Below are 19,054 nucleotides of genomic sequence, written 5' to 3' on the forward strand. Positions count from 1 at the left end.
CAAAGTTCCTCGTCTTCTTGTCCTCATTCATTGCTCACTATTCCTTTCGGCTCTGTTCAAAACTGCTCTGTGTTGCCACGCACGCACCTGGCGATGCGTACAGTGACAACAAAACACGCATGTGATCCCATGCAGGTCTACCGGATATATCGATGGATGGAGTATTTGCTATATCAGACCAGCACAAGCTGGCACCGCGCCAAACCCCTCCCTTGACCATTTCTGAATTCCCCCGCGAAAAAAGGCCGCTCATCCCATTCAGCGGCCCAAAATATCAGAAATGATCGTAAGCAATAGTTAATGGAGAGAGGCTGGATCGGTCAAGGCATTCATTCAAATCCCTGTGAATTCCAGCAGAAATCTACCAAAGGGGCCTAAATATCCGTATTGTATAGCTAAACAGGGAGCGACGCCGCCACCGCCACCTATACATGTAGATACATGGGGACTTCACGACAATCCGACCAGCGCCAACAGGTCAAATAAGCCTATTGCCCCGCCTTGTCATCGAGCAGGGGGAAATCCTCCGCCCGAAGGACCAAGTTTCCGCCGGCGAGCAGATCCTCCAGACTGACTTCCATTCCCAGGTCAACGAGCGGCACGAACCCGTCGCCGCCCCCGTCGCGATCGACCAGCAGCACGGTCCCCTCCATGCGCAGATAGCCCTGAGCCGATTCGACGCTCCCCTCCCCCTCATATCCGCCAGCGGCAAGCAATTCGCCCAGGTAGATCACGTCGCGCTCATCGGGATTGAAGTCTTCGATGCGATCCATCTGTCCATCGTCGGAGCCCTCCCCATAGGCAAAGACATCGGCATCGCCGCCGCCAAGCAGAATGTCGGCGCCGGGCCCTCCCTCCAGCGTGTCCAGCCCGTACTCCGCCATCAGCGTATCGTTGCCGGGACCGCCCTCAAGCGTGTTGTCCCCGTCGCCTCCGAGCAGGCTGTCATCGCCGGGGCCGCCTTCGAGCACGTCATCGCCGCCCTCGCCATCAATCCAGTCATTGCCCTCGCCGCCGGAAATCAGGTCATCGCCCCAGTTTCCTGCAATCATGTCCTCGCCCTCACCGCCCTGCAAGGTGTCGTGATCCATCGTGCCCTCGAGCGTGAGGACCCTGTCGCGCATCGTTTGCCTACGCCGCTCCCGCGTCGCTTTCATGCGCGCGGCCTCGTCCATCGGGCCACGCGCGGGCTTTCCCTCTCGCACTGCCTGGTCGGTTGGATTGTCGAGAGATGAAGAATCACGCGCAACCGCTGCGTGCTGAGAATCTGACGCCAACTGCGCCGTCGGGCTACTTTCCGGTGTCACGCTGGCAGGCCGTGCGGCGTTGCCGGCGCCCCCCGGCGCCTCAGGGTTCGAGATCCCATCCACCCGAGCCGATGCGCGTTGCATCGCAATGCCGCCATCGCGGACTTCAATTTCCGACGTAGGCCCCAGGCGAAGAAGGATCAGCGCCACCCCTGCAAGCACGGCAACAACGCCAATCGCCGCCATGCGCGATCCCATGGAAGATTTCCCTGACGGCATCCGCTACCTCTACCTCCAGAGAGACTCTAACAGATCCTCGGGCAATGGGCCTCGGACAAAATCAGTTACATTGAGGAGGGAATTCAAAATCGAGCAATGCCATGGGCTCCGGAAGCAGGGAAACGGTATCAAGGGCCCCGGCTACTTGAACTTGCTCGCCATGCGGGCGATGCGTTCCTTAAAGTCGGCGGTTTCGGAAGTCTGCCCGCCGAGGCGGGCTTCGAGTTCGAGCTGCTGCTCGAAGGAGTTGTCATAGGAACCCATGTAGGCCTCGCGGATCAGCGCCAGGGAGTCGGCGCTGCCAGCGATCTGTTTGGCGATCTCCAGCGCGCCTTCATGCAGTGCTTCCGCATTCTCATAGAGCCGGTTGATCAGGCCCCACTCGAGCGCCCTTTGAGCATCGACCTTCTCCATGAGGTAGGACATCTCGAAGGCCCTGCTCCGGCCAATCAGACGCGGCAGGATGTAGCTGGCGCCGCCTTCGACCACGAGCCCTAGCTTCGCGAACATCAGGTGGAAGTAGGCCTGTTTGCTGGCCAGGATCAGGTCGCCGGTGATGGCCAGGCTGAGCCCGATTCCCACGGCGCCCCCCTGAACCGCGGTGATGAGGGGAACCTTCAGGCGCTTCAGCGATGCAAAGAGTGGGTTGTATTCGTTGCGCAGCAGCAACTCACCGCTCTTCCACTTCTTGTTCAGCGAGAGATCGCCGAAATCTCCGCCGGCGCAGAACGCCTCGCCTTCGGCCTTGAGCAGGACGCAGCGAACCTCGTTGCGGGGCTTGCCAATCTCTACGAGGACGCTCCCCAGTTCACTCAGCATGGTGGGGCTCAGCGCATTGCGCTTTTCCGGCCGTGCCAGCGTGATCACGGCGACCTTCTCGTCGATCTCGAGTTTGACCTGCTCCATGCGAGTGTTCCTCAAGCCGGTTCGAACAGCGGGAGATTTCGGCCGTCGGGAAGCGCTTCCCATGTGACGCGAACCTTCATCCCGACCTGCCCTTCGCCCGGTTTGCAGCCAACGAGGTTCGTCAGCATTCGCACGCCCTCCTTGAGCTCCACAAGGGCGACGGCATAGGGAACCTCGCCCGCCATCAGCGGGTTGCCGGGCTTGTGCATGACGCTGATGGCATAGATGCTGCCCTCCCCGGATGCTTCTTCCCAGCTCAGGGACTCACCAAAGCAATGAGGGCAGAATTCCCTGGGATAGAAGACGAACTTCTTGCAGCCGCCGCAGCGCTGAAGCACGAGACGCTTTTCTTTAGCGGCCTCCCAGAAAGGTTCGGCCACCTTCGAGGTTCCAATGATTGCACGCGGGCTCATAGCGTCTCCCCCGTTCCCAGCACGATCGTTCCGGTAGAAGAGAGGATCCCGCCGCAACCATGCGCCACGGCCACTTTGGCGCCTTCGACCTGCCGTTTCTGGCATTCGCCGCGGAGCTGACGGACCGCCTCGACGAGGATGAACATCCCGTACATGCCCGGGTGGGTGTAGGAGAGCCCGCCCCCGTTCGTGTTCGTGGGAAGGGAGCCGCCCGGACCGAGGGCATTGCCCTCAACAAAGCGGCCGCCCTCGCCCTTGGGACAGAATCCCAGGTCTTCGATGTGCAGAAGCTGCGTAATCGTGAAGGAGTCATAGGACTCAAGTACGTCCACGTCCTTGTGAGTGATCCCTGCCATGGAAAAGGCCCGGGGGCCGGACACTGCTCCGGCGGTCGTCGTCAGGTCCGGCATCTGCGAAATCATCATGCCGTGATCGTGATGAGTCGCCGCGCCCAGCACATAGGCCGGGGATTTCTTGAGGTCCCTCGCCCGCTCGGCGCTGGTCATCACGAGCGCGCCCGCACCGTCGGTCACCAGGCAGCAGTCGAGCTTATGGAGGGGCTCAGCAATATAGGGCGAGTTCAGGACGTCTTCGACGCTCAGGGGATCCTGAAACCTGGCCCTGGAATTCATGCACGCCCACTCGCGGGTGGAGACCGCAATCTGGGCGAGCTGCTCCGGGGTGGTTCCGTATTCGGCCATGTGCCGGCTTGCCGCCAGCGCGTAGGAGCCCGCCGGCGCGAGCAGCCCATAAGGCAGTTCCCATTCGAGCTGGGGAGTCAGGCTCATGGGCGGGGGCGCGCCCATGGGTTTCTTCGACCCTGATTTCTTTTTCTGTTTCTTGTAGGCCGGGGTGGCCGCGTAGACGATCACGGCCACCTCACACATGCCGAAGGCGATCGCCATCGCGGCATGCTCTACCAACACTTCGAAGCTCGAGCCGCCGGTCATCGTGGTATCGGTATAGGAGGGGTAAATCCCCAGGTGCTCGGCCAGGTCCATGGACGCCATCAGGCGGCCCGTGCAAAGAAGACCATCCACGTCCGAGAGCTTGAGCCCCGCATCGTCGAGGGCTTCCCGGATCATTCGCACTTCGAGCTGTCGGACGGATTCGCCCAGAACGCCCGTTGGCGATACCGCATCGACCGCGCCGACAATTGCTGCGCGGCCCCTAAGCGAGATGTCACTCATGTTGTTCCCCAATGGTTATAGAGCGAGCGACTACGCGTCTACGAGTTCCTCAAAATCCGACTTCTTCATCCCGCACATCGGACACTTCCAGTCGTCGGGAATATCCTCCCAGCGGGTTCCGGGTGCGATGCCGGAATCAGGATCACCGAGTTCCTCGTCGTAAACGTGACCGCAGATGACGCACTCATACTTCTTGTAGGGAATTGCCTGCGCCGCGCTATCATTCATGTCGCTCGTCCTTCATTCGCGTATCTGTTCCCAGCCTAGGCCTCAGGCTGCCGCCTTTGCAACGCGGCAGCGCATGGGCAGGTGCTTGACCCCGCCGACGAAATTCGAGGCCAGATATTGGACATCGCCCGTCCGCTCAAGCGAATTGACATCCAGACGGGGAATGAACTCCTCGAAAAACACCTGCATTTCCATCCGTGCGAGTGAAGCGCCCAGGCAGAAGTGCTCACCAATACCAAAACCCAGATGCGGGTTGGGATCGCGATCGACGCGAAATTCGAACGGATTCTCGAAGATTTCCTCATCGCGGTTGGCCGAGCCGTAGAACAGACATACCGACTCGCCCTTCTTGATGGTGGTTCCGCGAATTTCGTAGTCTTCGGTTGCCGTACGACCAAACTGGTTGACCGGACTGGTCCAGCGAATCATTTCTTCGACCGCGCTCTTCACAAGAGCCGGGTTTTCCTGCAGTTTTCGAACTTCTCCCGGGTTTTCGATCAGCATGTTCATGCCGCCACTCATTGCGGTGCGCGTCGTTTCATGCCCTGCCGTAAGGATGATGATGTAGTAACCAACGGACTCCATTGCGCCCAAGGGTTCCCCGTTGACCAAACCGTTGGCAATGGCCGATGCCAGATCTTCCCCGGGATTCTTGCGACGCTCAACGTCAATTTCCTTGAAATACTGGAACGCTTCCATGAACATTTTCATCGTGTCCTGGGCGTCTTTGCCGCGCTGAAATTCGGGGTCTTCGGAACCGAACACCTCATTGGCAAGCTTGATGAGATAGGGCTCCTCGCTCGCCGGAAGTCCCAGAATGTGCGAGATCAGGCGCACCGGATGAATGGCACCGACGTCGAAGACGAAGTCCCCTTCCCAGGTCCCCGCTGAAGCCATCATTTCCACGAGATCCGTGGCAGACTGCCGCATACGGTCTTCGAGTTTCTTGATGTTCCGCGGAACAAACCAGTTGTTGACCAGCTTGCGATAGGCGCGATGATCTGGAGGATCCATCTGAATGAGCCCGCGGGCCGGGATAGCTTTCATCAACTGTTCGCGCATCCTTGATCCAATGACCGATCTGGGCGCGTTGATGAACTTGTCCGGCTGGGTCGAGATCTCCGTGATGTCGGCATGTTTCACGATGGCCCAGAAGGGATCGTACCCCTTGGGCTCCAACTGCGCCAATGTGGGCAGGGCACGAAGCTCTGTCCAGCGGTCATGGGGAAACCACTGCCGGGCAGCTCGCTTGGGACTCATGATGTCGTGGGCAATTTGCTTGAGATCCATTACTTCGTTCTCCTGATTCCTGCCCACTCTTGGAGAAAAGTTGGGCGGAGTTTGCGTGCGGCTCATGCCGCTTTTTTCACAATGCGGCACTGCATCGGCAGGTGTTTGACCCCGCCGACGAAGTTCGAGGCCATGTACTGCACGTCCCCGGTCGGCACGATTGAATCGACATCCGCGCGCCGGATGAACTCGTCAAAGAAGACTTTCATTTCCAGCCTTGCCAACGAGGCGCCCAGGCAGAAGTGCTCGCCGATTCCGAAGCCCAGGTGCGGATTGGGGTCGCGATCGATGCGGAAGCTAAATGGGTCCTCAAAGACCTCCTCGTCCCGATTGGCCGCGCCATAGAACTGGCAGACGGACTCGCCGGCCTTGATCGTCACACCGCGAATCTCATAGTCCTCTACCGCAGTGCGGCCGAACTGGCTGACCGGACTCGCCCAGCGAATCATTTCCTCAATGGCCGAGTCCATCAGGTCCGGATTTTCCTGGAGCTTGCGAATCTCGTCGGGATTCTGCAGCAGCGCGTTCATCCCGCCGCTCATGGCGGTGCGCGTCGTTTCATGGCCAGCTGTCAGGATCACGATGAGGTAGCCATAGACACCCATGGGAGGCAGTAGTTCACCGTTGATCTTCGCGTTACAAATTACCGAAGCCAGGTCTTCGGTCGGGTTTGCCCTGCGATCGCGCATGAGCTTGCCGAAGTAGACGATGGCATCCCGGAAAGACTCCATCAGTCCGCTGATGCCGTCCCCGCCCCTTCCGAACTCCTTATCCTCGGAACCGAAGGTTTCGTTGGCCAGTTTGATCAGGTACCCCTCGTCTTCGTCGGGCAGTCCCAGCAGATGCGTAATGAGACGCACCGGATGAATGGCGGCGATATCAAAGACGAAGTCCCCTGCCCACGTACCGGACTCGGCCATCATGTCGACAAGCTCCACAGCCGAACGACGCATGCGGTCTTCAAGCTTCCTGATATTCCGGGGCACGAACCAGGGGTTGACGACCTTTCGGTAGTCGCGATGCTCCGGCGGATCCATGTTCAGGAGCGTGCGAACCGGATTGCTGTTGACCCACTTTTCCATTGCCCGGGTCTGAACAAAGGGACGAGGTTTGCTGAGAAACTTGTCCGGCTGGGTCGAGATCTCCGTGATGTCGGCATGCTTCACAATCGCCCAGAACGGGTCGATATTGTCGGGCTCCAGCCAGGTCAGTGTTGGCTGGTTGCGTAGCTCCGTATAGAACTCGTGCGGGAACCAGTGCTCGCCGATATACTTGGCGTTCAGAATGTTGTTGGCGATTTTTTTCGTATCCACTCCATTGGCTCCTTTCCCGCTGCTCAGGCCGCTTTTTTCACAATGCGGCACTGCATCGGCAGGTGTTTGACGCCGCCCACAAAGAAGGTGGACGAGTATTCGACGTCGCCGGTCTGCTCGATGGAGTCCACATCCACGCGCTTGATGAATTCCTCAAAGAAGACATTCATCTCCAGGCGGGCCAGCGAGGCCCCGAGACAAAAGTGCTCTCCGATACCGAAGCCCAGGTGCGGGTTGGGGTCGCGGTCAACACGAAATGCAAACGGGTCTTCCCAGATCTCCTCGTCCCGGTTGGCGGCGCCATAGAAGAGACACACCGATTGACCGGCCTTGATCGTCTTTCCGCGGAGCTCGTAGTCCTCCACAGCCGTGCGTCCGAACTGGCTGACGGGGCTGGTCCAGCGGATCATCTCTTCCACGGCGAATTCCACAAGATCGGGATTCTCTTTGAGCTTTCGAAGCTCGGCGGGGTTCTGCAGCAGTTGATGCATGCCGCCGGCCATTGCCGTCCGCGTGGTCTCGTGTCCCGCAGTCAGGATGATGAAGTAGTAGCCGATGGCCTCCATCTGCCCGATGGGCTTGCCGTCAATTTCAGCAGTAGCGATGGCTGAGGCCAGATCTTCACCGGGGTTTTTCTTGCGCGCCACAAGCAGATCGTTGAAGTATTTCATCGTCTGCATGAGCAGTTTGAGCAGATTGGCGTCGGTCCTCTCCCCTGTCTGGAACTCCGGGTCGTCAGTTCCAAACGTCTGATTGGCGATCTCGATGAGTCGCCCTTCTTCACTGTCGGGAAGGTCAAAGAGATGCGTGATCAGGCGCACGGGATGAATCGCAGCGATATCAAAGACAAAATCACCGCTCCACGTGCCTGAGGACGCCATCATGTCCACAAGATCCTTTGCGGACCGGCGCATGCGGTCTTCGAGTTTCTTGATGTTCCTCGGAACAAACCAAGCATTTACAAACTTTCGATAGGATCGGTGTTCTGGTGGGTCCATGTTGATGAGCATACGAGGGGCAGCGCTCTGAAGCTTGTCATCCGCGCGGCTCGAGACGATCGTCCGCGGCCCATTGAGAAACTTGTCGGGCTGGGTCGAGATCTCCTTGATGTCGGCATGTTTCACAATGGCCCAGAACGGATCAAAACCCTCGGGCTCCAGCCAGGTCAGCGTCGGCCGGGCACGAAGCTCCGTATAGAGATCGTGTGGGTACCACTGTTTCCCGATACGCTGGGCGTTCAAGATGTTGTTGGCGATGTATTTGTCGTCCATTCTCACTTCTCCAGGCAATCCGGTCGCACGGATTAAAACTGCGCCTTGCGATACATGGTGACCACTGCCGCGCCGCCGAGACCCAGGTTGTGCTGCAGGGCGATTTTGGCGTCGGTGACCTGGCGCTTCTGCGCCTCACCGCGCATCTGCCAGTTGAGCTCCGCGCACTGGGCAAGCCCCGTCGCGCCCAGGGGATGACCCTTGGAGATCAGTCCGCCCGAGGGATTGACCACGCACTTCCCGCCGTAGGTGAAGGCATCCTTGTCGATGTATTCGCCCGCCTTGCCCTCGGGACAGAGGCCGAGCGCTTCGTAGGTGAGCAGCTCGTTCGCGCTGAAGCAGTCGTGCAGCTCAATCACATCGACTTCGTCGATGCCGACGCCGGCCTGTTCGTAGACGGATTTCGAAGCGCGCTGGGTCATGCCGAATCCGACGATGTAACGGCAGTCGTTCTCGAGGGTTTCCGGGCCATCGGTCGCCATCGCCATGCCGATGATCTCGACGGCCTTGTCCTGCAGATTGTGCTTCTTGACGAAATCCTCGCTGGCAAGAATCGCGCAGCCGGCGCCGTCCGAAGTCGGGCAGCACTGCAGCTTGGTGAGCGGATCGTAGACCATCGGGGCATTCAGGATGTCCTGGAGGCTGTACTCTTCCTGGAACTGGGAGTACGGATTGTTCACCGAGTGCTTGTGGTTCTTCCAGCCGATCTTGGCGAAGTGCTCGGGCGTGGTACCGAACTTGTCCATGTGATCGCGGCCGCCGTTTCCAAACATCTGCGGCGCAGGCGGCTTGGGTTCAAATCCGCGGAGCTTCATCATCCGCATTGCCGCGTCCCGGAACGGCGGGGTGTGATCGGGGAAGTGGCCCTTCAGTGAGCCTTTCTCCATCTTCTCAAAGCCAATGGCCATGGTGCAGTCGGCGAGGCCGCCCTCGATGAACTGCTTGGCCATGAACAGTGCCGTCGAGCCTGTCGAGCAGTTGTTGTTCACGTTGTAAATCGGAACGCCGGTGTAGCCGAACTGGTAGACCGCCGTTTCGCCGCAGGTCGAATCCCCGTAGACATAACCCGCTGCGACCTGTTGTACCTGGTCGTAGGAGATACCGGCGTCCGCGAGCGCCTTCTCACCGGCCTCTTTGGCCATCTGCGGATAGTTCCAGTCCTTGCCCCTGGCACCGGGCTTTTCGAACTTGGTCATGCCGACGCCCACGACGAATACTTTTCTTCCCATTGTGAAAACTCCTCAATTCCCGTTGTTTGTGTTTATTAGAGCGAGAGATCCGCCCCGCCTTATCTGGTCAGCTTGCTGCCGCGGCTCCCGGCACTTGCCCACCCATGCGCTCAGTGATGAATTTCTGCCCCGCGTCCTCGAAAACGAGATTGGGGTCGAGCATGCTGGTCAGGCCTTCAAGAACCACGATGGACAGAAAAATGTTCGTGAGCCGGGGATCGGTTCGAATGCGGTAGCGCCGCATGATGTCCAGCAGGGCAATGATGGCCTGCGTGGTTTCATATTCCTGGATGTTCTTTCCAGCGTTCATGTCGATGGATTGGATTGTGTCTCTCTCGAAGGCTTCATAGTCCAGGTTCCCCGGAGGCGAGATGGCACCCTCGAAGATGGCTTTCGCGCAGAGCTTGCCGTTCCGGGTCATCATCCCAATGAAATAGTTGGTGATGTGCTTTCGCAGATCCGCGTCGCTTTCGCTCGTCAGCCCGAGATCAAGGAGCACAATCTCCCCACCCTCGCGCACGAAGACGTTCCCCGGGTGCATGTCCGCATGGACAAACCCGTCGAAGAGAACCATTTGAAACAATGCATCGAAGAGCGAGGCGGCAGCGATGGACTTGTCGCACTGCGGAAGGTCCGTTTCCTCTACGCCCTGAAGACCCTCGATAAATTCCATGACGAGCAGTGTTTCGCTGCACAGATCCTCTACAAGTTCCGGAATCTTGACGTGCTCGGCATTCTTGAAATTCCGCCGAAAACGACGGTTGTTCTCAGCTTCATTACGGAAATCGAGCTGTTCGTAGATCGCGTTGGTGAACTCGTCGACCATGCTGGGCAGATCCACTGCATCTGCGCCCGGGATCAGGCTCGCAAGTCGAGCAAAGATCTTGAGCACCAGGAGGTCATATTTCACGCGTCGAAGCTGGCCGGGACGGCGCACTTTGACCGCCACGACTCGGCCAGTGGGAAGCTTCGCCCGGTGGACGTGTGCCACGCTCGCCGAGGCAATGGGTGTCATATCGAACTCGGGAAACACTTCTTCAATCGGCTTTCCGCAGGCCTGTTCGACGATTCCAGGGATCAACCTTGTATTGAAAGGCGCGACGTCGGAGCGCAGTCGTTTGAGGGCATTGATAACCCCCGGAGGGAACACATCCGGGCGTGTGCTCATGACCTGTCCCACTTTGACAAACGTGGCTCCCAGCGCCTCGAACAGATCGGTCAGATACTGCCCTGTCAGCTCAGCGAGTGAGCCGCCATGGCCGAAGAGACGCCCCAGCGTTGCCCGGTAGAGAAATCGCAGGCCATAGAGCACTCCGAACGTGAAGAGCTCTGCGAGCCGAAAGATAAAAAGAAGCACACCCATCATCGTATCCTCAGTACTCGCGGGCCAGGCCTTCGAGCTCCCGGGCCCCGTGCTTCTGGAAATCAGTAATGAATTGCTTGTCCTTGATTCGTCCCGTGCGGATGAAATAGTCGAAGGCCTTGGCGATCGCCGTCTTCATCGGAGTGAACTCCATTCCGAGTTCCTCCCGAGCTTTCTGGTTGCTGAAACGGAAGTTCTTGGCCGTGTAGCGGATGCCGCCGCCCGTAATGGCAGGCTTCTTCTGCATTTTCCAGGCGCGCTGTTCGAGTATGTCGCCGATCGGCGCCATCGCATCCATGATCTTCGGTGACAGCCCGATGGGGTTGGTCTTGCGACCGACCGTCTCGGCCACGGTCTGCATGAATTCGCTCAGCTTGATGTTGGCATTCGTGAGGATATAGCGCTCACCGTTCTTGCCCTTCTTCTCGGCAAGCACGTGCCCGCGCGCTACGTCATCGACGTCCACGACGGAGAGGTAGTTGTCGGGAACCACGCGCGGCAGGGACTTGGCAGCACCTAGGAGCAGCTTCCCGGTCGGCGTGGGACCGATATCCCCCGCCCCGTAGGGCATGCCCGGGCAACAGAAGCTGATGTCGAGGCCATTACGGCAGAAAGTGAGCGCCTCCTGCTCGGAGAGCCACTTCGAGCGTGAATAGTCCATGTTCGCCGACCAGCAGTTGAACCGTGTTTCCTCGTTGTTCAGCCCGCCCGGCTCCATCCCGAGTGCTACAACCGACGATGTGTAGACGACCTTCTCAACGTTGTTGCGAAGCGCCTCCCACAGGAGGTTCATCGAGCCGATGCAGTTGACCTCGTACATGACTTCGGGCCGCGGCAACCAGTCGGTATAGATCGCCGCCAGGTGAAAGATGTGTGAGCTGCCCTTGACGGCTTTCTTGAGCGAATCGGGATCGGTGAGGTTGCCCTCGACGATCTCCACGTCCAGCTCTTTGAGGTTCTGGGTGTTCTCTCCGGGAAGGATCATCACCCGTACATCGCGCCCCTCTTTGAGAAGGAGCCGAACGATGTGCGACCCAATGAAGCCGGCGCCGCCGGTCACCAGGGTCTTCCCGCTGCTCTTTTTTGTGCTCTTTGTTGCTGCGCTCATTCGTTTGCTCACTCCTGGTTATTTTCTCTTCTTGAATTTTGGGTACAGGAATGCCGGATCAAAGAAGAAAGGCTTCTTGAGCACGGACTTGCGGTGGCTGAATGCCTCAAACGAGGCTTTCCCGTGGTAGGCGCCCATCCCGCTGGCTCCAACGCCGCCAAATGGCAGCTTCGGATTCACGATTTGCAGACCCGCATGGTTGATGCATACGCCGCCCGAACTCGTTCTGGCGATCACATCGCGCTCGACCGCGCGATTTTTGGTGAAGAGATAGAGCCCCAGAGGTTTGGGGCGCGCGTTGACGAACCGGATTGCCTGCTCAACTGACTCCACCGGCAGCACGGGCAAAATGGGCCCAAAGATCTCCTCCTGCATCACCGGGTCGTCCCCGCGCACATCACGCAAGATCGTCGGAGCAACGTAGTTGTCTGCAACGTCCACCTCGCCGCCAATCAGGATTCGCCCCGAACTGAGCATTCCCTTAAGCCGCTCAACGTGACGCTGATTCACGACCCTGCCAAACGCGCGGTTCTTCTGCGGCTCGGGTCCGTAGAAGTCGAGGAGCGTTTGCTTGAGGGCGCGCAACAGGTCTTCTTCAACTTCTTTTTCGACCAACACGTAGTCGGGGGCAACGCACGTCTGCCCCGCGTTGGCCCACTTGCCGAAGGAAATGCGCTTTGCGGTCGTTTGAATGTCTGCAGTCTTTTCTACAATGACGGGCGACTTGCCACCCAGTTCCAGCGTGACCGGGGTCAGGCTCTTCGCGGCTGCCTGCATCACACGGCTGCCGATTGCACCATTGCCAGTGTAAAATATGTGATCGAAATCAAGTTCAAGGAGCTCTTCGGCGATGTCCGCACCGCCTTCGACGACGTCCACATAATCGGGATCCAGATACTGAGGCAGCTTCTCCGCCAACATCCGCGACGTTGCGGGCGCGAGTTCCGAAGGTTTCAGGACGACGCAGTTGCCCGCAGCAAGAGCCCCGGCCAACGGAGTTATCGTGAGATGCAGCGGGTAGTTCCAGGCGCCGAAGATGAGCGCCACGCCCAGGGGCTCGCTGCGCACGTAGCTCCTTGCCGGGGCGAGCAGCAACGTCGTACCCACTCGCTCGTCACGCATCCAGCGCTTGAGGTTCCGCTTGTATTCGAGGATCTCCATTGCAGTGGGCGCGATCTCGCCCGTTGCATCGGCCTTGCTCTTGCTGAGGTCTTCGCGAAGAGCGGCCTGGATCGATTTCTGCTCTTTGTAGAGGAACTTCAGCAGACCGGTCAGCTGGCGCTGACGCCAGCGATAGCCCCGCGTGGTACCTTCATTGAACTTCGTTCGAAGTTCATCGACGATGGGCCCCAATCCACCGCAAGGATTCTCAATCGCAACTTCCATTGTTCGCTCCGGTGCGTATCGCCCAACTGATCCCATCTGAAAAACACGCTCGGGGGCGATGACGCATAGCAGCGTATTATGGAATTTCTATCGGATTCAAGATAAATCTGATACTACTTTTTACTTGGCAAAAAATAGGGGTTAACCTATTGATATGCCTAGAAGAATTCCGCAGCAAAAGCGCTCAAAACAGAAGGTCGATGCCATAATCCGACATACCCTTCGGATTATTGAAAACGAGGGGTATCCGCGGGCCACCACCGCGAGAATTGCCAAGGAAGCGGGGATCGGGCTGGCCTCCCTCTACGAGTATTTTGAAAACAGGGACGACATCATTCTCGCCGCCCTCGAACTCGAAGCGGCCGCAGTCTGGAGAGCGGTTGAGTCGGGACTCCTGAAGATCAATGAACTCGGACCGGTCGAGGGGCTGCGCTATGCCCTGCACGTGACAATGTCAGAGGTCACGCGCCGCGCGGGTAGCGTGCAGATTCTGCTCAGCAATTTTCCCGGTGTGATCCGGCATCCGGCAGTCGTCAAGCTCAACACCCGGCTTGAGGCAACCCTGCGATTTGTGCTGATCTCGATGAGCAATGGAACAGAGATTCAGAACCTTGATACCAAGGCCTTCCTGCTGACCAATACGGTGATGGGAATCTTTCTGGGTGTGGCGACAGGGTTGCCCGAGGGAGTCACCGAGGAAGATCTCATCGATGAGATTGTCACCGCGGCCCAAACCCTGCTGGGAATCCAGAAACCCGACTGAAAGGCCGGTTCAGGCGATCGCTTTGCTTTCCTTCAGGGAAGCAATCTCATCTGCCGAGAAGCCACACTCGCCCAGCACATCATCGGTTTGAGCCCCGGCCTTGCCCGGCGCTCCCTGAATGGCGCCCGGGGTTCTGGAAAACCGCGGGGCAGGTGCCGGCTGCGTAACTCCGCCAACTTCCACGAAGGTCTCACGCGCAATGTTGTGGGGGTGTTTGGGGGCTTCATCGAAGTTGAGCACCGGTGCAAAGCACGCATCGGTGCCCTCCATCAGCTCGCACCACTGATCGCGGGTCTTTCCCTTGAAGACGGCCACCAATTTTTCTTTGAGCTCTGGCCATTTGGGCGGGTTCATCTGGCCCTTAAAGGCAGGATCGGTGAGCTGCGCCTTCTCCATGAGCAATGCATAGAATTGTGGTTCGATAGAACCAATGGCCACCCATTTGCCGTCGGCACACTCGTAAGTCTCGTAAAAGTGCGCGCCGGTATCCAGAAGATTCGTCCCGCGCTTGTTGCTCCAGGTGCCCATGCCGTGAAAGCCGTACATCATGGCCATGAGCAGCGCCGAGCCGTCCGTCATGGCCGCATCAACCACCTGCCCCTTGCCGGATTTCTGGGCTTCGAGCAGCGCGGCAACGATACCCAAAGCGAGCAGCATCCCGCCGCCGCCAAAATCCCCCACCAGGTTGAGCGGCGGTACCGGTTTTTCACCGGCGCGCCCGATTGCATGCAGGGCACCGCTGAGCGCGATGTAGTTGATGTCATGGCCCGCGGCCTTCTCAATGGTACCGTGCTGGCCCCAGCCGGTCATGCGACCATAGACGAGCTTCTCGTTGCGCGCCTGGCAGACATCCGGCCCCAATCCGAGTTTCTCCATCACCCCGGGACGAAAGCCCTCGAACAGGGCGTCGCACTTCTCTGCCAATCGCAGCACGGTTTCTACGCCGTCGGGATTCTTGAGGTCCACGGCAATCGAGCGCCTCCCGCGGCTGAGCACGTCGAACTTGTTGCCGCTGCCGCGCGCGCTCGCGCGGTCCACGCGAATTACTTCCGCGCCCAGGTCGGAGAGAATCATTCCGCAAAACGGGCCGGGCCCGATGCCTGCAATTTCAAGAATTCGATAGCCTTCAAGTGGTCCCATCAATGTTGCTCCTCATGACTGTGCGGGCTAGGCCGCGCGCTCCAGACGTCGACGGGCAGTCTCGTATTCCTCGACAAATCGGCCGACCAGATCTTTCGTGCTCAACACGCGATCGATGGCACCGATCCCCTGCCCTGATCCCCAGATCTCTTTCCAGACTTTCGGCCCGCCCTTTGGCGCGGTTTTGATCGCGGCCTTTTCGCCCTGTCCCTTGGTTGTCAGTTCGCCGGGGTCCATGCCGGACCGCGTGATCGAGGGGAGCAGATAGTTCCCGTTCACCCCCGTAAAGTAGTCGGTATAGACGATGTCTCCGGAATCGCACTTTGTGATCATGGCCTTGTAGTCGTCCACGGCGTTGGCTTCCTCGGTAGCAATGAATGCCGAGCCGATATAGGCAAGATCAGCTCCGATTGCTTGCGCCGCCAGGATTGCGTGCCCCGATGCAATGCTACCCGAGAGGGCAAGCGGGCCGTCGAACCAGGTCCGAATTTCCTGGATCAGTGCAAATGGCGAGGTGACACCGCCATGGCCCCCGGCGCCCGCGGCGACCGCAACGAGGCCGTCCGCGCCCTTCTCGATGGCCTTTTTGGCAAACCTGTTATTGATGACATCATGCAACACGATGCCACCGTAAGAATGTACCGCCTCGTTGACTTCCTCCATCGCCCCCAGGGAAGTGATGACAATCGGCACCTTGTATTTCACGCACAGTTGCAAGTCTTCCTGCAAACGCTTGTTGGTCTTGGGGTTGACGATCAGGTTTACCGCATAGGCCGCATCCTGGCCGCCAAGTTCCTTATTGATTCGAACCAGCCATCGCTCGAATTCCCCCTCCCCGCGTGCATTGAGGGCCGGGAATGATCCGATCACTCCGGATTTGCACTGCTCGATCACCAGTTCGAGACCCGAAACGATGTACATCGGTGCCGCGATGACCGGAACCTTCAGATTTTTCTTGAGTACTGTCGGCAACTTCATTGATAGCTCCTATTTCCCCTTGAAAACGGGCTGGCGTTTCTTGAACAGGGCCCGGATCGCCTCCTGGGCGTCTTCGCTCCTCGCGCCGCGCTCGACAAAGAGATTCTCGGCGCAAAGCTGGGACTCCAGATCGATTCCCAGCCCCGCCCGACTTACCAGTTTCTTGATATGTCGCAGTGCCAGCGGCGCGGCAGACGCGATCTTTTTGCAGTATTCCATGAACGCGTCTTCGAAGCCCTCGGCATCCACCACCTCGCCGATTAGACCGACCTTGAGCGCTGCCTGCGCATCAAGAGTCTTCTGTTCCAGCAGGAATCGCATCGCCTGCTCATGCCCAATGGCCTGGGGCAGCGTCCACGAAAGCCCCGCATCCGGAGAAAGCCCTACGCGGGCATATCCGGGGTTGAAGGTCGCGGACGAGCTGGCGATCCGCATGTCCGCCAGCATGGCCAGGGCCACGCCGCCACCGACTGCGAGCCCATTGATACCCGCGATTACCGGTTTGTCGCACTCCACGCGAATTGCGAGCGCAAGCCGCCCGACGAATCCCAGATCGTCGAGCTTGTCGCGCTTGAAGTCGGAAGCTTTGCTGTCGCCCAGGTCAGCACCAGCACAGAACCCACGCCCTGCGCCGGTTATACCCACAACCCGCACTTCTTCATCATGGGTTGCCGCCTGAACAGCCTCGATCAGAGCCTTGAGCAACTCTGCGTTGATGCCGTTCATCTTGTCCGGGCGATTGAGACGCAGCACGCGCACCCCCTCGCTCGTTTCCTGTAGGATCACCGGGTCAGAACTGGCCATTTGTCATGCTTTCATTTGTATCGAAGTCCGGACAGATGCCTTAGCGATGGCCTTGTGCATCGTCGATCTTGATAATCGCGCCGGTCACGCACTCGGATGATGGCGAAACCAGAAAGAGCAGCGTGCTGTCCATTTGAGCCGGATGGCAGATTCGCTTTCTGGGGTATGCCCCGGATATGTCTCCGACCCTCTCGATCAGGCCGTCGAGCATTTCCGTCGAAAATGCGCCGGGCGCAATGCAGTTGACGTTGATTCCAAACCTCGCCCATTCCAGCGCCAGCACTTCGGTCATCCGTGCAACGCCGGCCTTGGTGGTCGAGTAGAGTGAAACAGCGGACTGCGGTCCCGCGTCAAATGCCGCAATCGAAGAAATATTCACGATGCGACCGGGCAGTTTCATTTCCATGAGCCGGCGGGCAATTTCACAAGAGAGGATGTAGGGCCCCTTGAGGTTGACATCGACCAGGTTGTCGATGAGCTCGTCCGACATCTTGGTCGCCCGCTGGGCATCGGGGACGCCCGCATTGTTCACAAGAATCGTAATCGGGCCGAGCTTTTCCTCGGCAGCAGCCACCACAGAGCGGATGCTCTCACGGTCCATCATGTCCAGGCGAAACGGCTCGCAGGCTCCGCCGTCGTCGCGAATTTCCTTGGCCAGGCTTTCGAGCCTTTCCACCCGGCGGCCGGTCAAAATCACTTTTGCCCCACACTTTGCCAGCACCCGGGCAAAGCGATTCCCCAGACCCGAGGTCGTGCCGGTAACCATTGCGACCTGATCGGAGAGATCGAGCGAGAAATTGGGAGTTGAATACTCGTTCACTGCTGTTCCTGTTCCTTAGGACTCTACGAATACTTGTTCGAGGTCCACTTTTCTGATCTTGCCCGCATCGTTCTTGGGCAGTTTTTCAATGAATTTGACCGCCTTGGGCAGTTTGAAGCCATAGAGCCCCTTGTCCTTGCAATAGGCGATCACTTCGTCTGTTGGAATTTCGTTGCCATCCACGCTCTGGATAATTGCGCCGGGCACTTCGCCCAGATCCTCATCCGGCACCTTGACCACCGCCACGTCCATAATGTTGGGATGAGTCTTCAGCACCTCTTCGATTTCCGGCGGGAAGATGTTGACGCCTCCGGAGATGATCATGTCCTTGCTGCGGGACGTGAGATAGAGGTAGCCATCCTCGTCGAAGTAGCCCAGGCAACCGTCGTCGTACCAGTAGAGCCCGTCGACCTCGGTAAAGGCGTTGTCCATTTCATTGGAGTTGCCATACTGCACGCGATACATGCGAATATTGCGCACCAGGACGTGTCCGACCTCGCCGGGCTTGCACCAGCGCCGTTCATCGGGGTCGTAGATCCGGCAGACCGACCCAGAGGGCTTGCCAACACTCTTGTAACGCTGCGGATTCGCCTCGTAGTCCTCGGGCGTGAGGACTGTGATGATCGCCGCCTCGGAAGAGCCGTAATATTCGTGAAAGACGTTGCCCTTGGCACCCTGTTTCTTGAACAGTGCGTTGATGTCCCGCTTGACATAGTCCGGACAGGGCGCGGCCGCGCACAGAATCACCTTCATGCTGGAAAGGTCGTATTTGTTCGTGATCTCATCGGGAAGTTTCAACACCCGCTCCAGCATCGTTGGCGCGACGAAGGTGTAATTTACCTTCTCCTTCTCAATGAGCTTCAGGAATTCCTCGGCATCAAACTTGCGCATCGGCACAATTGTGCTGCCGAAAAAGAGCGGCAATACCGCGGTCTGGGGCCCTGCGTGATAGAGGGGGCCCGGTATCATGGAGACGATTGGTCCGGGAATTGACCAGAATCCCAGGCGGGCAAGGCCGCCCACGAGCTTTGCCTGCAATGACTTGAGACTTGCCGCGTCCATCCCCTTCATTCTGGGATTGTTTTTGCCCTTCGCCCCCGCTTCGGTGACGAACTTGGGCACACCGGTCGACCCGCCACTGAATGGCATGACAGGCAAACCGACACTGCCGGAAAGTGCCGCCGGGAGTGCGGGTTTCGCGCCCTGCAGCAGAGAATCCAAAGTGCAGTAGTGGGCCGACAGGTCCCCGGGCCCAGTACACACGAGCGTCGGGCTGGACTCGAGTTTCGGCTCCATTTCCTTGACGACGTCGATGAACTCGGGCGA

18 protein-coding genes are annotated in these 19,054 nt (G+C 58.7%); 1 reads left to right on the forward strand and 17 read right to left on the reverse strand.

Annotation, left to right across the window (positions count from 1 at the left end):
- Positions 1-488: 488 nt before the first annotated feature.
- From KDH09_11110 to KDH09_11165, 12 genes are all read right to left on the reverse strand, one after another.
- Positions 489-1,124 (reverse strand): hypothetical protein, encoded by a 636-nt coding sequence (locus KDH09_11110; GenBank protein MCB0220235.1) that lies wholly within the window; start codon positions 1,122-1,124, stop codon positions 489-491.
- A gap of 543 nt (positions 1,125-1,667) precedes the next feature.
- The gene (locus tag KDH09_11115; protein MCB0220236.1) at positions 1,668-2,432 is read right to left on the reverse strand and encodes an enoyl-CoA hydratase/isomerase family protein; all 765 of its coding nucleotides are present in this window, start codon (positions 2,430-2,432) and stop codon (positions 1,668-1,670) included.
- Between the two features lie 11 nt (positions 2,433-2,443).
- Positions 2,444-2,845, reverse strand: coding sequence for a Zn-ribbon domain-containing OB-fold protein (locus KDH09_11120; GenBank protein ID MCB0220237.1), 402 nt, complete (start codon positions 2,843-2,845; stop codon positions 2,444-2,446).
- Entirely contained in the window at positions 2,842-4,035 is a 1,194-nt protein-coding gene (locus KDH09_11125) for a thiolase (protein MCB0220238.1), read from the reverse strand. The genes KDH09_11120 and KDH09_11125 overlap by 4 nt, the downstream gene beginning before the upstream one ends.
- Positions 4,036-4,065: 30 nt before the next feature.
- Positions 4,066-4,263, reverse strand: a complete 198-nt coding sequence (locus KDH09_11130; protein ID MCB0220239.1) for a rubredoxin — start codon at positions 4,261-4,263, stop codon at positions 4,066-4,068.
- 42 nt (positions 4,264-4,305) lie between these two features.
- Positions 4,306-5,553 (reverse strand): cytochrome P450, encoded by a 1,248-nt coding sequence (locus KDH09_11135; GenBank protein ID MCB0220240.1) that lies wholly within the window; start codon positions 5,551-5,553, stop codon positions 4,306-4,308.
- Between the two features lie 62 nt (positions 5,554-5,615).
- Complete coding sequence (locus KDH09_11140) at positions 5,616-6,866, reverse strand: cytochrome P450 (protein MCB0220241.1); 1,251 nt, start codon at positions 6,864-6,866, stop codon at positions 5,616-5,618.
- Positions 6,867-6,889: 23 nt separating this feature from the next.
- The gene (locus KDH09_11145) at positions 6,890-8,137 is read right to left on the reverse strand and encodes a cytochrome P450 (protein MCB0220242.1); all 1,248 of its coding nucleotides are present in this window, start codon (positions 8,135-8,137) and stop codon (positions 6,890-6,892) included.
- A 32-nt stretch (positions 8,138-8,169) separates the two neighbouring features.
- The gene (locus KDH09_11150) at positions 8,170-9,366 is read right to left on the reverse strand and encodes a lipid-transfer protein (GenBank protein MCB0220243.1); all 1,197 of its coding nucleotides are present in this window, start codon (positions 9,364-9,366) and stop codon (positions 8,170-8,172) included.
- A 67-nt stretch (positions 9,367-9,433) separates the two neighbouring features.
- Positions 9,434-10,729: an AarF/ABC1/UbiB kinase family protein gene (locus KDH09_11155; GenBank protein ID MCB0220244.1), complete on the reverse strand. Its 1,296-nt coding sequence runs from the start codon at positions 10,727-10,729 to the stop codon at positions 9,434-9,436.
- Between the two features lie 10 nt (positions 10,730-10,739).
- Positions 10,740-11,837, reverse strand: coding sequence for an NAD-dependent epimerase/dehydratase family protein (locus tag KDH09_11160; protein ID MCB0220245.1), 1,098 nt, complete (start codon positions 11,835-11,837; stop codon positions 10,740-10,742).
- 18 nt (positions 11,838-11,855) lie between these two features.
- Positions 11,856-13,223, reverse strand: a complete 1,368-nt coding sequence (locus KDH09_11165) for an aldehyde dehydrogenase family protein (GenBank protein ID MCB0220246.1) — start codon at positions 13,221-13,223, stop codon at positions 11,856-11,858.
- Positions 13,224-13,377: 154 nt separating this feature from the next.
- On the opposite strand from KDH09_11165, the gene KDH09_11170 reads away from it, so the two are divergent.
- Positions 13,378-13,986, forward strand: coding sequence for a TetR/AcrR family transcriptional regulator (locus tag KDH09_11170; protein MCB0220247.1), 609 nt, complete (start codon positions 13,378-13,380; stop codon positions 13,984-13,986).
- A gap of 9 nt (positions 13,987-13,995) precedes the next feature.
- Here KDH09_11170 and KDH09_11175 read toward each other — a convergent pair whose 3' ends face one another.
- The 5 genes from KDH09_11175 to KDH09_11195 all read right to left on the reverse strand — a co-directional run.
- A complete protein-coding gene (locus tag KDH09_11175; GenBank protein ID MCB0220248.1) occupies positions 13,996-15,126 on the reverse strand; it encodes a CoA transferase in 1,131 nt (376 codons plus the stop codon).
- Between the two features lie 27 nt (positions 15,127-15,153).
- Positions 15,154-16,104, reverse strand: a complete 951-nt coding sequence (locus tag KDH09_11180; GenBank protein MCB0220249.1) for a nitronate monooxygenase — start codon at positions 16,102-16,104, stop codon at positions 15,154-15,156.
- A gap of 9 nt (positions 16,105-16,113) precedes the next feature.
- Complete coding sequence (locus KDH09_11185) at positions 16,114-16,908, reverse strand: enoyl-CoA hydratase/isomerase family protein (protein ID MCB0220250.1); 795 nt, start codon at positions 16,906-16,908, stop codon at positions 16,114-16,116.
- 40 nt (positions 16,909-16,948) lie between these two features.
- The gene (locus KDH09_11190) at positions 16,949-17,674 is read right to left on the reverse strand and encodes an SDR family NAD(P)-dependent oxidoreductase (protein ID MCB0220251.1); all 726 of its coding nucleotides are present in this window, start codon (positions 17,672-17,674) and stop codon (positions 16,949-16,951) included.
- Between the two features lie 69 nt (positions 17,675-17,743).
- Positions 17,744-19,054: AMP-binding protein (locus tag KDH09_11195; GenBank protein ID MCB0220252.1), on the reverse strand; the 1,311-nt coding region annotated here is incomplete at its 5' end.

Source organism: Chrysiogenia bacterium, assembly GCA_020434085.1.
Taxonomy (GTDB): Bacteria; JAGRBM01; JAGRBM01; order JAGRBM01; family JAGRBM01; genus JAGRBM01.

Excerpts from the sequence above, each read along its gene's own strand:
- KDH09_11110 (MCB0220235.1), bottom strand. The coding sequence starts at position 1,124 with ATGCGCGACAGGGTCCTCACGCTCGAGGGCACGATGGATCACGACACC.
- KDH09_11115 (MCB0220236.1), bottom strand. The coding sequence starts at position 2,432 with ATGGAGCAGGTCAAACTCGAGATCGACGAGAAGGTCGCCGTGATCACG.
- KDH09_11120 (MCB0220237.1), bottom strand. The coding sequence starts at position 2,845 with ATGAGCCCGCGTGCAATCATTGGAACCTCGAAGGTGGCCGAACCTTTC.
- KDH09_11125 (MCB0220238.1), bottom strand. The coding sequence starts at position 4,035 with ATGAGTGACATCTCGCTTAGGGGCCGCGCAGCAATTGTCGGCGCGGTC.
- KDH09_11130 (MCB0220239.1), bottom strand. The coding sequence starts at position 4,263 with ATGAATGATAGCGCGGCGCAGGCAATTCCCTACAAGAAGTATGAGTGC.
- KDH09_11135 (MCB0220240.1), bottom strand. The coding sequence starts at position 5,553 with ATGGATCTCAAGCAAATTGCCCACGACATCATGAGTCCCAAGCGAGCT.
- KDH09_11145 (MCB0220242.1), bottom strand. The coding sequence starts at position 8,137 with ATGGACGACAAATACATCGCCAACAACATCTTGAACGCCCAGCGTATC.
- KDH09_11150 (MCB0220243.1), bottom strand. The coding sequence starts at position 9,366 with ATGGGAAGAAAAGTATTCGTCGTGGGCGTCGGCATGACCAAGTTCGAA.
- KDH09_11155 (MCB0220244.1), bottom strand. The coding sequence starts at position 10,729 with ATGGGTGTGCTTCTTTTTATCTTTCGGCTCGCAGAGCTCTTCACGTTC.
- KDH09_11160 (MCB0220245.1), bottom strand. The coding sequence starts at position 11,837 with ATGAGCGCAGCAACAAAGAGCACAAAAAAGAGCAGCGGGAAGACCCTG.
- KDH09_11165 (MCB0220246.1), bottom strand. The coding sequence starts at position 13,223 with ATGGAAGTTGCGATTGAGAATCCTTGCGGTGGATTGGGGCCCATCGTC.
- KDH09_11170 (MCB0220247.1), top strand. The coding sequence starts at position 13,378 with ATGCCTAGAAGAATTCCGCAGCAAAAGCGCTCAAAACAGAAGGTCGAT.
- KDH09_11175 (MCB0220248.1), bottom strand. The coding sequence starts at position 15,126 with ATGGGACCACTTGAAGGCTATCGAATTCTTGAAATTGCAGGCATCGGG.
- KDH09_11180 (MCB0220249.1), bottom strand. The coding sequence starts at position 16,104 with ATGAAGTTGCCGACAGTACTCAAGAAAAATCTGAAGGTTCCGGTCATC.
- KDH09_11185 (MCB0220250.1), bottom strand. The coding sequence starts at position 16,908 with ATGGCCAGTTCTGACCCGGTGATCCTACAGGAAACGAGCGAGGGGGTG.
- KDH09_11190 (MCB0220251.1), bottom strand. The coding sequence starts at position 17,674 with ATGGTTACCGGCACGACCTCGGGTCTGGGGAATCGCTTTGCCCGGGTG.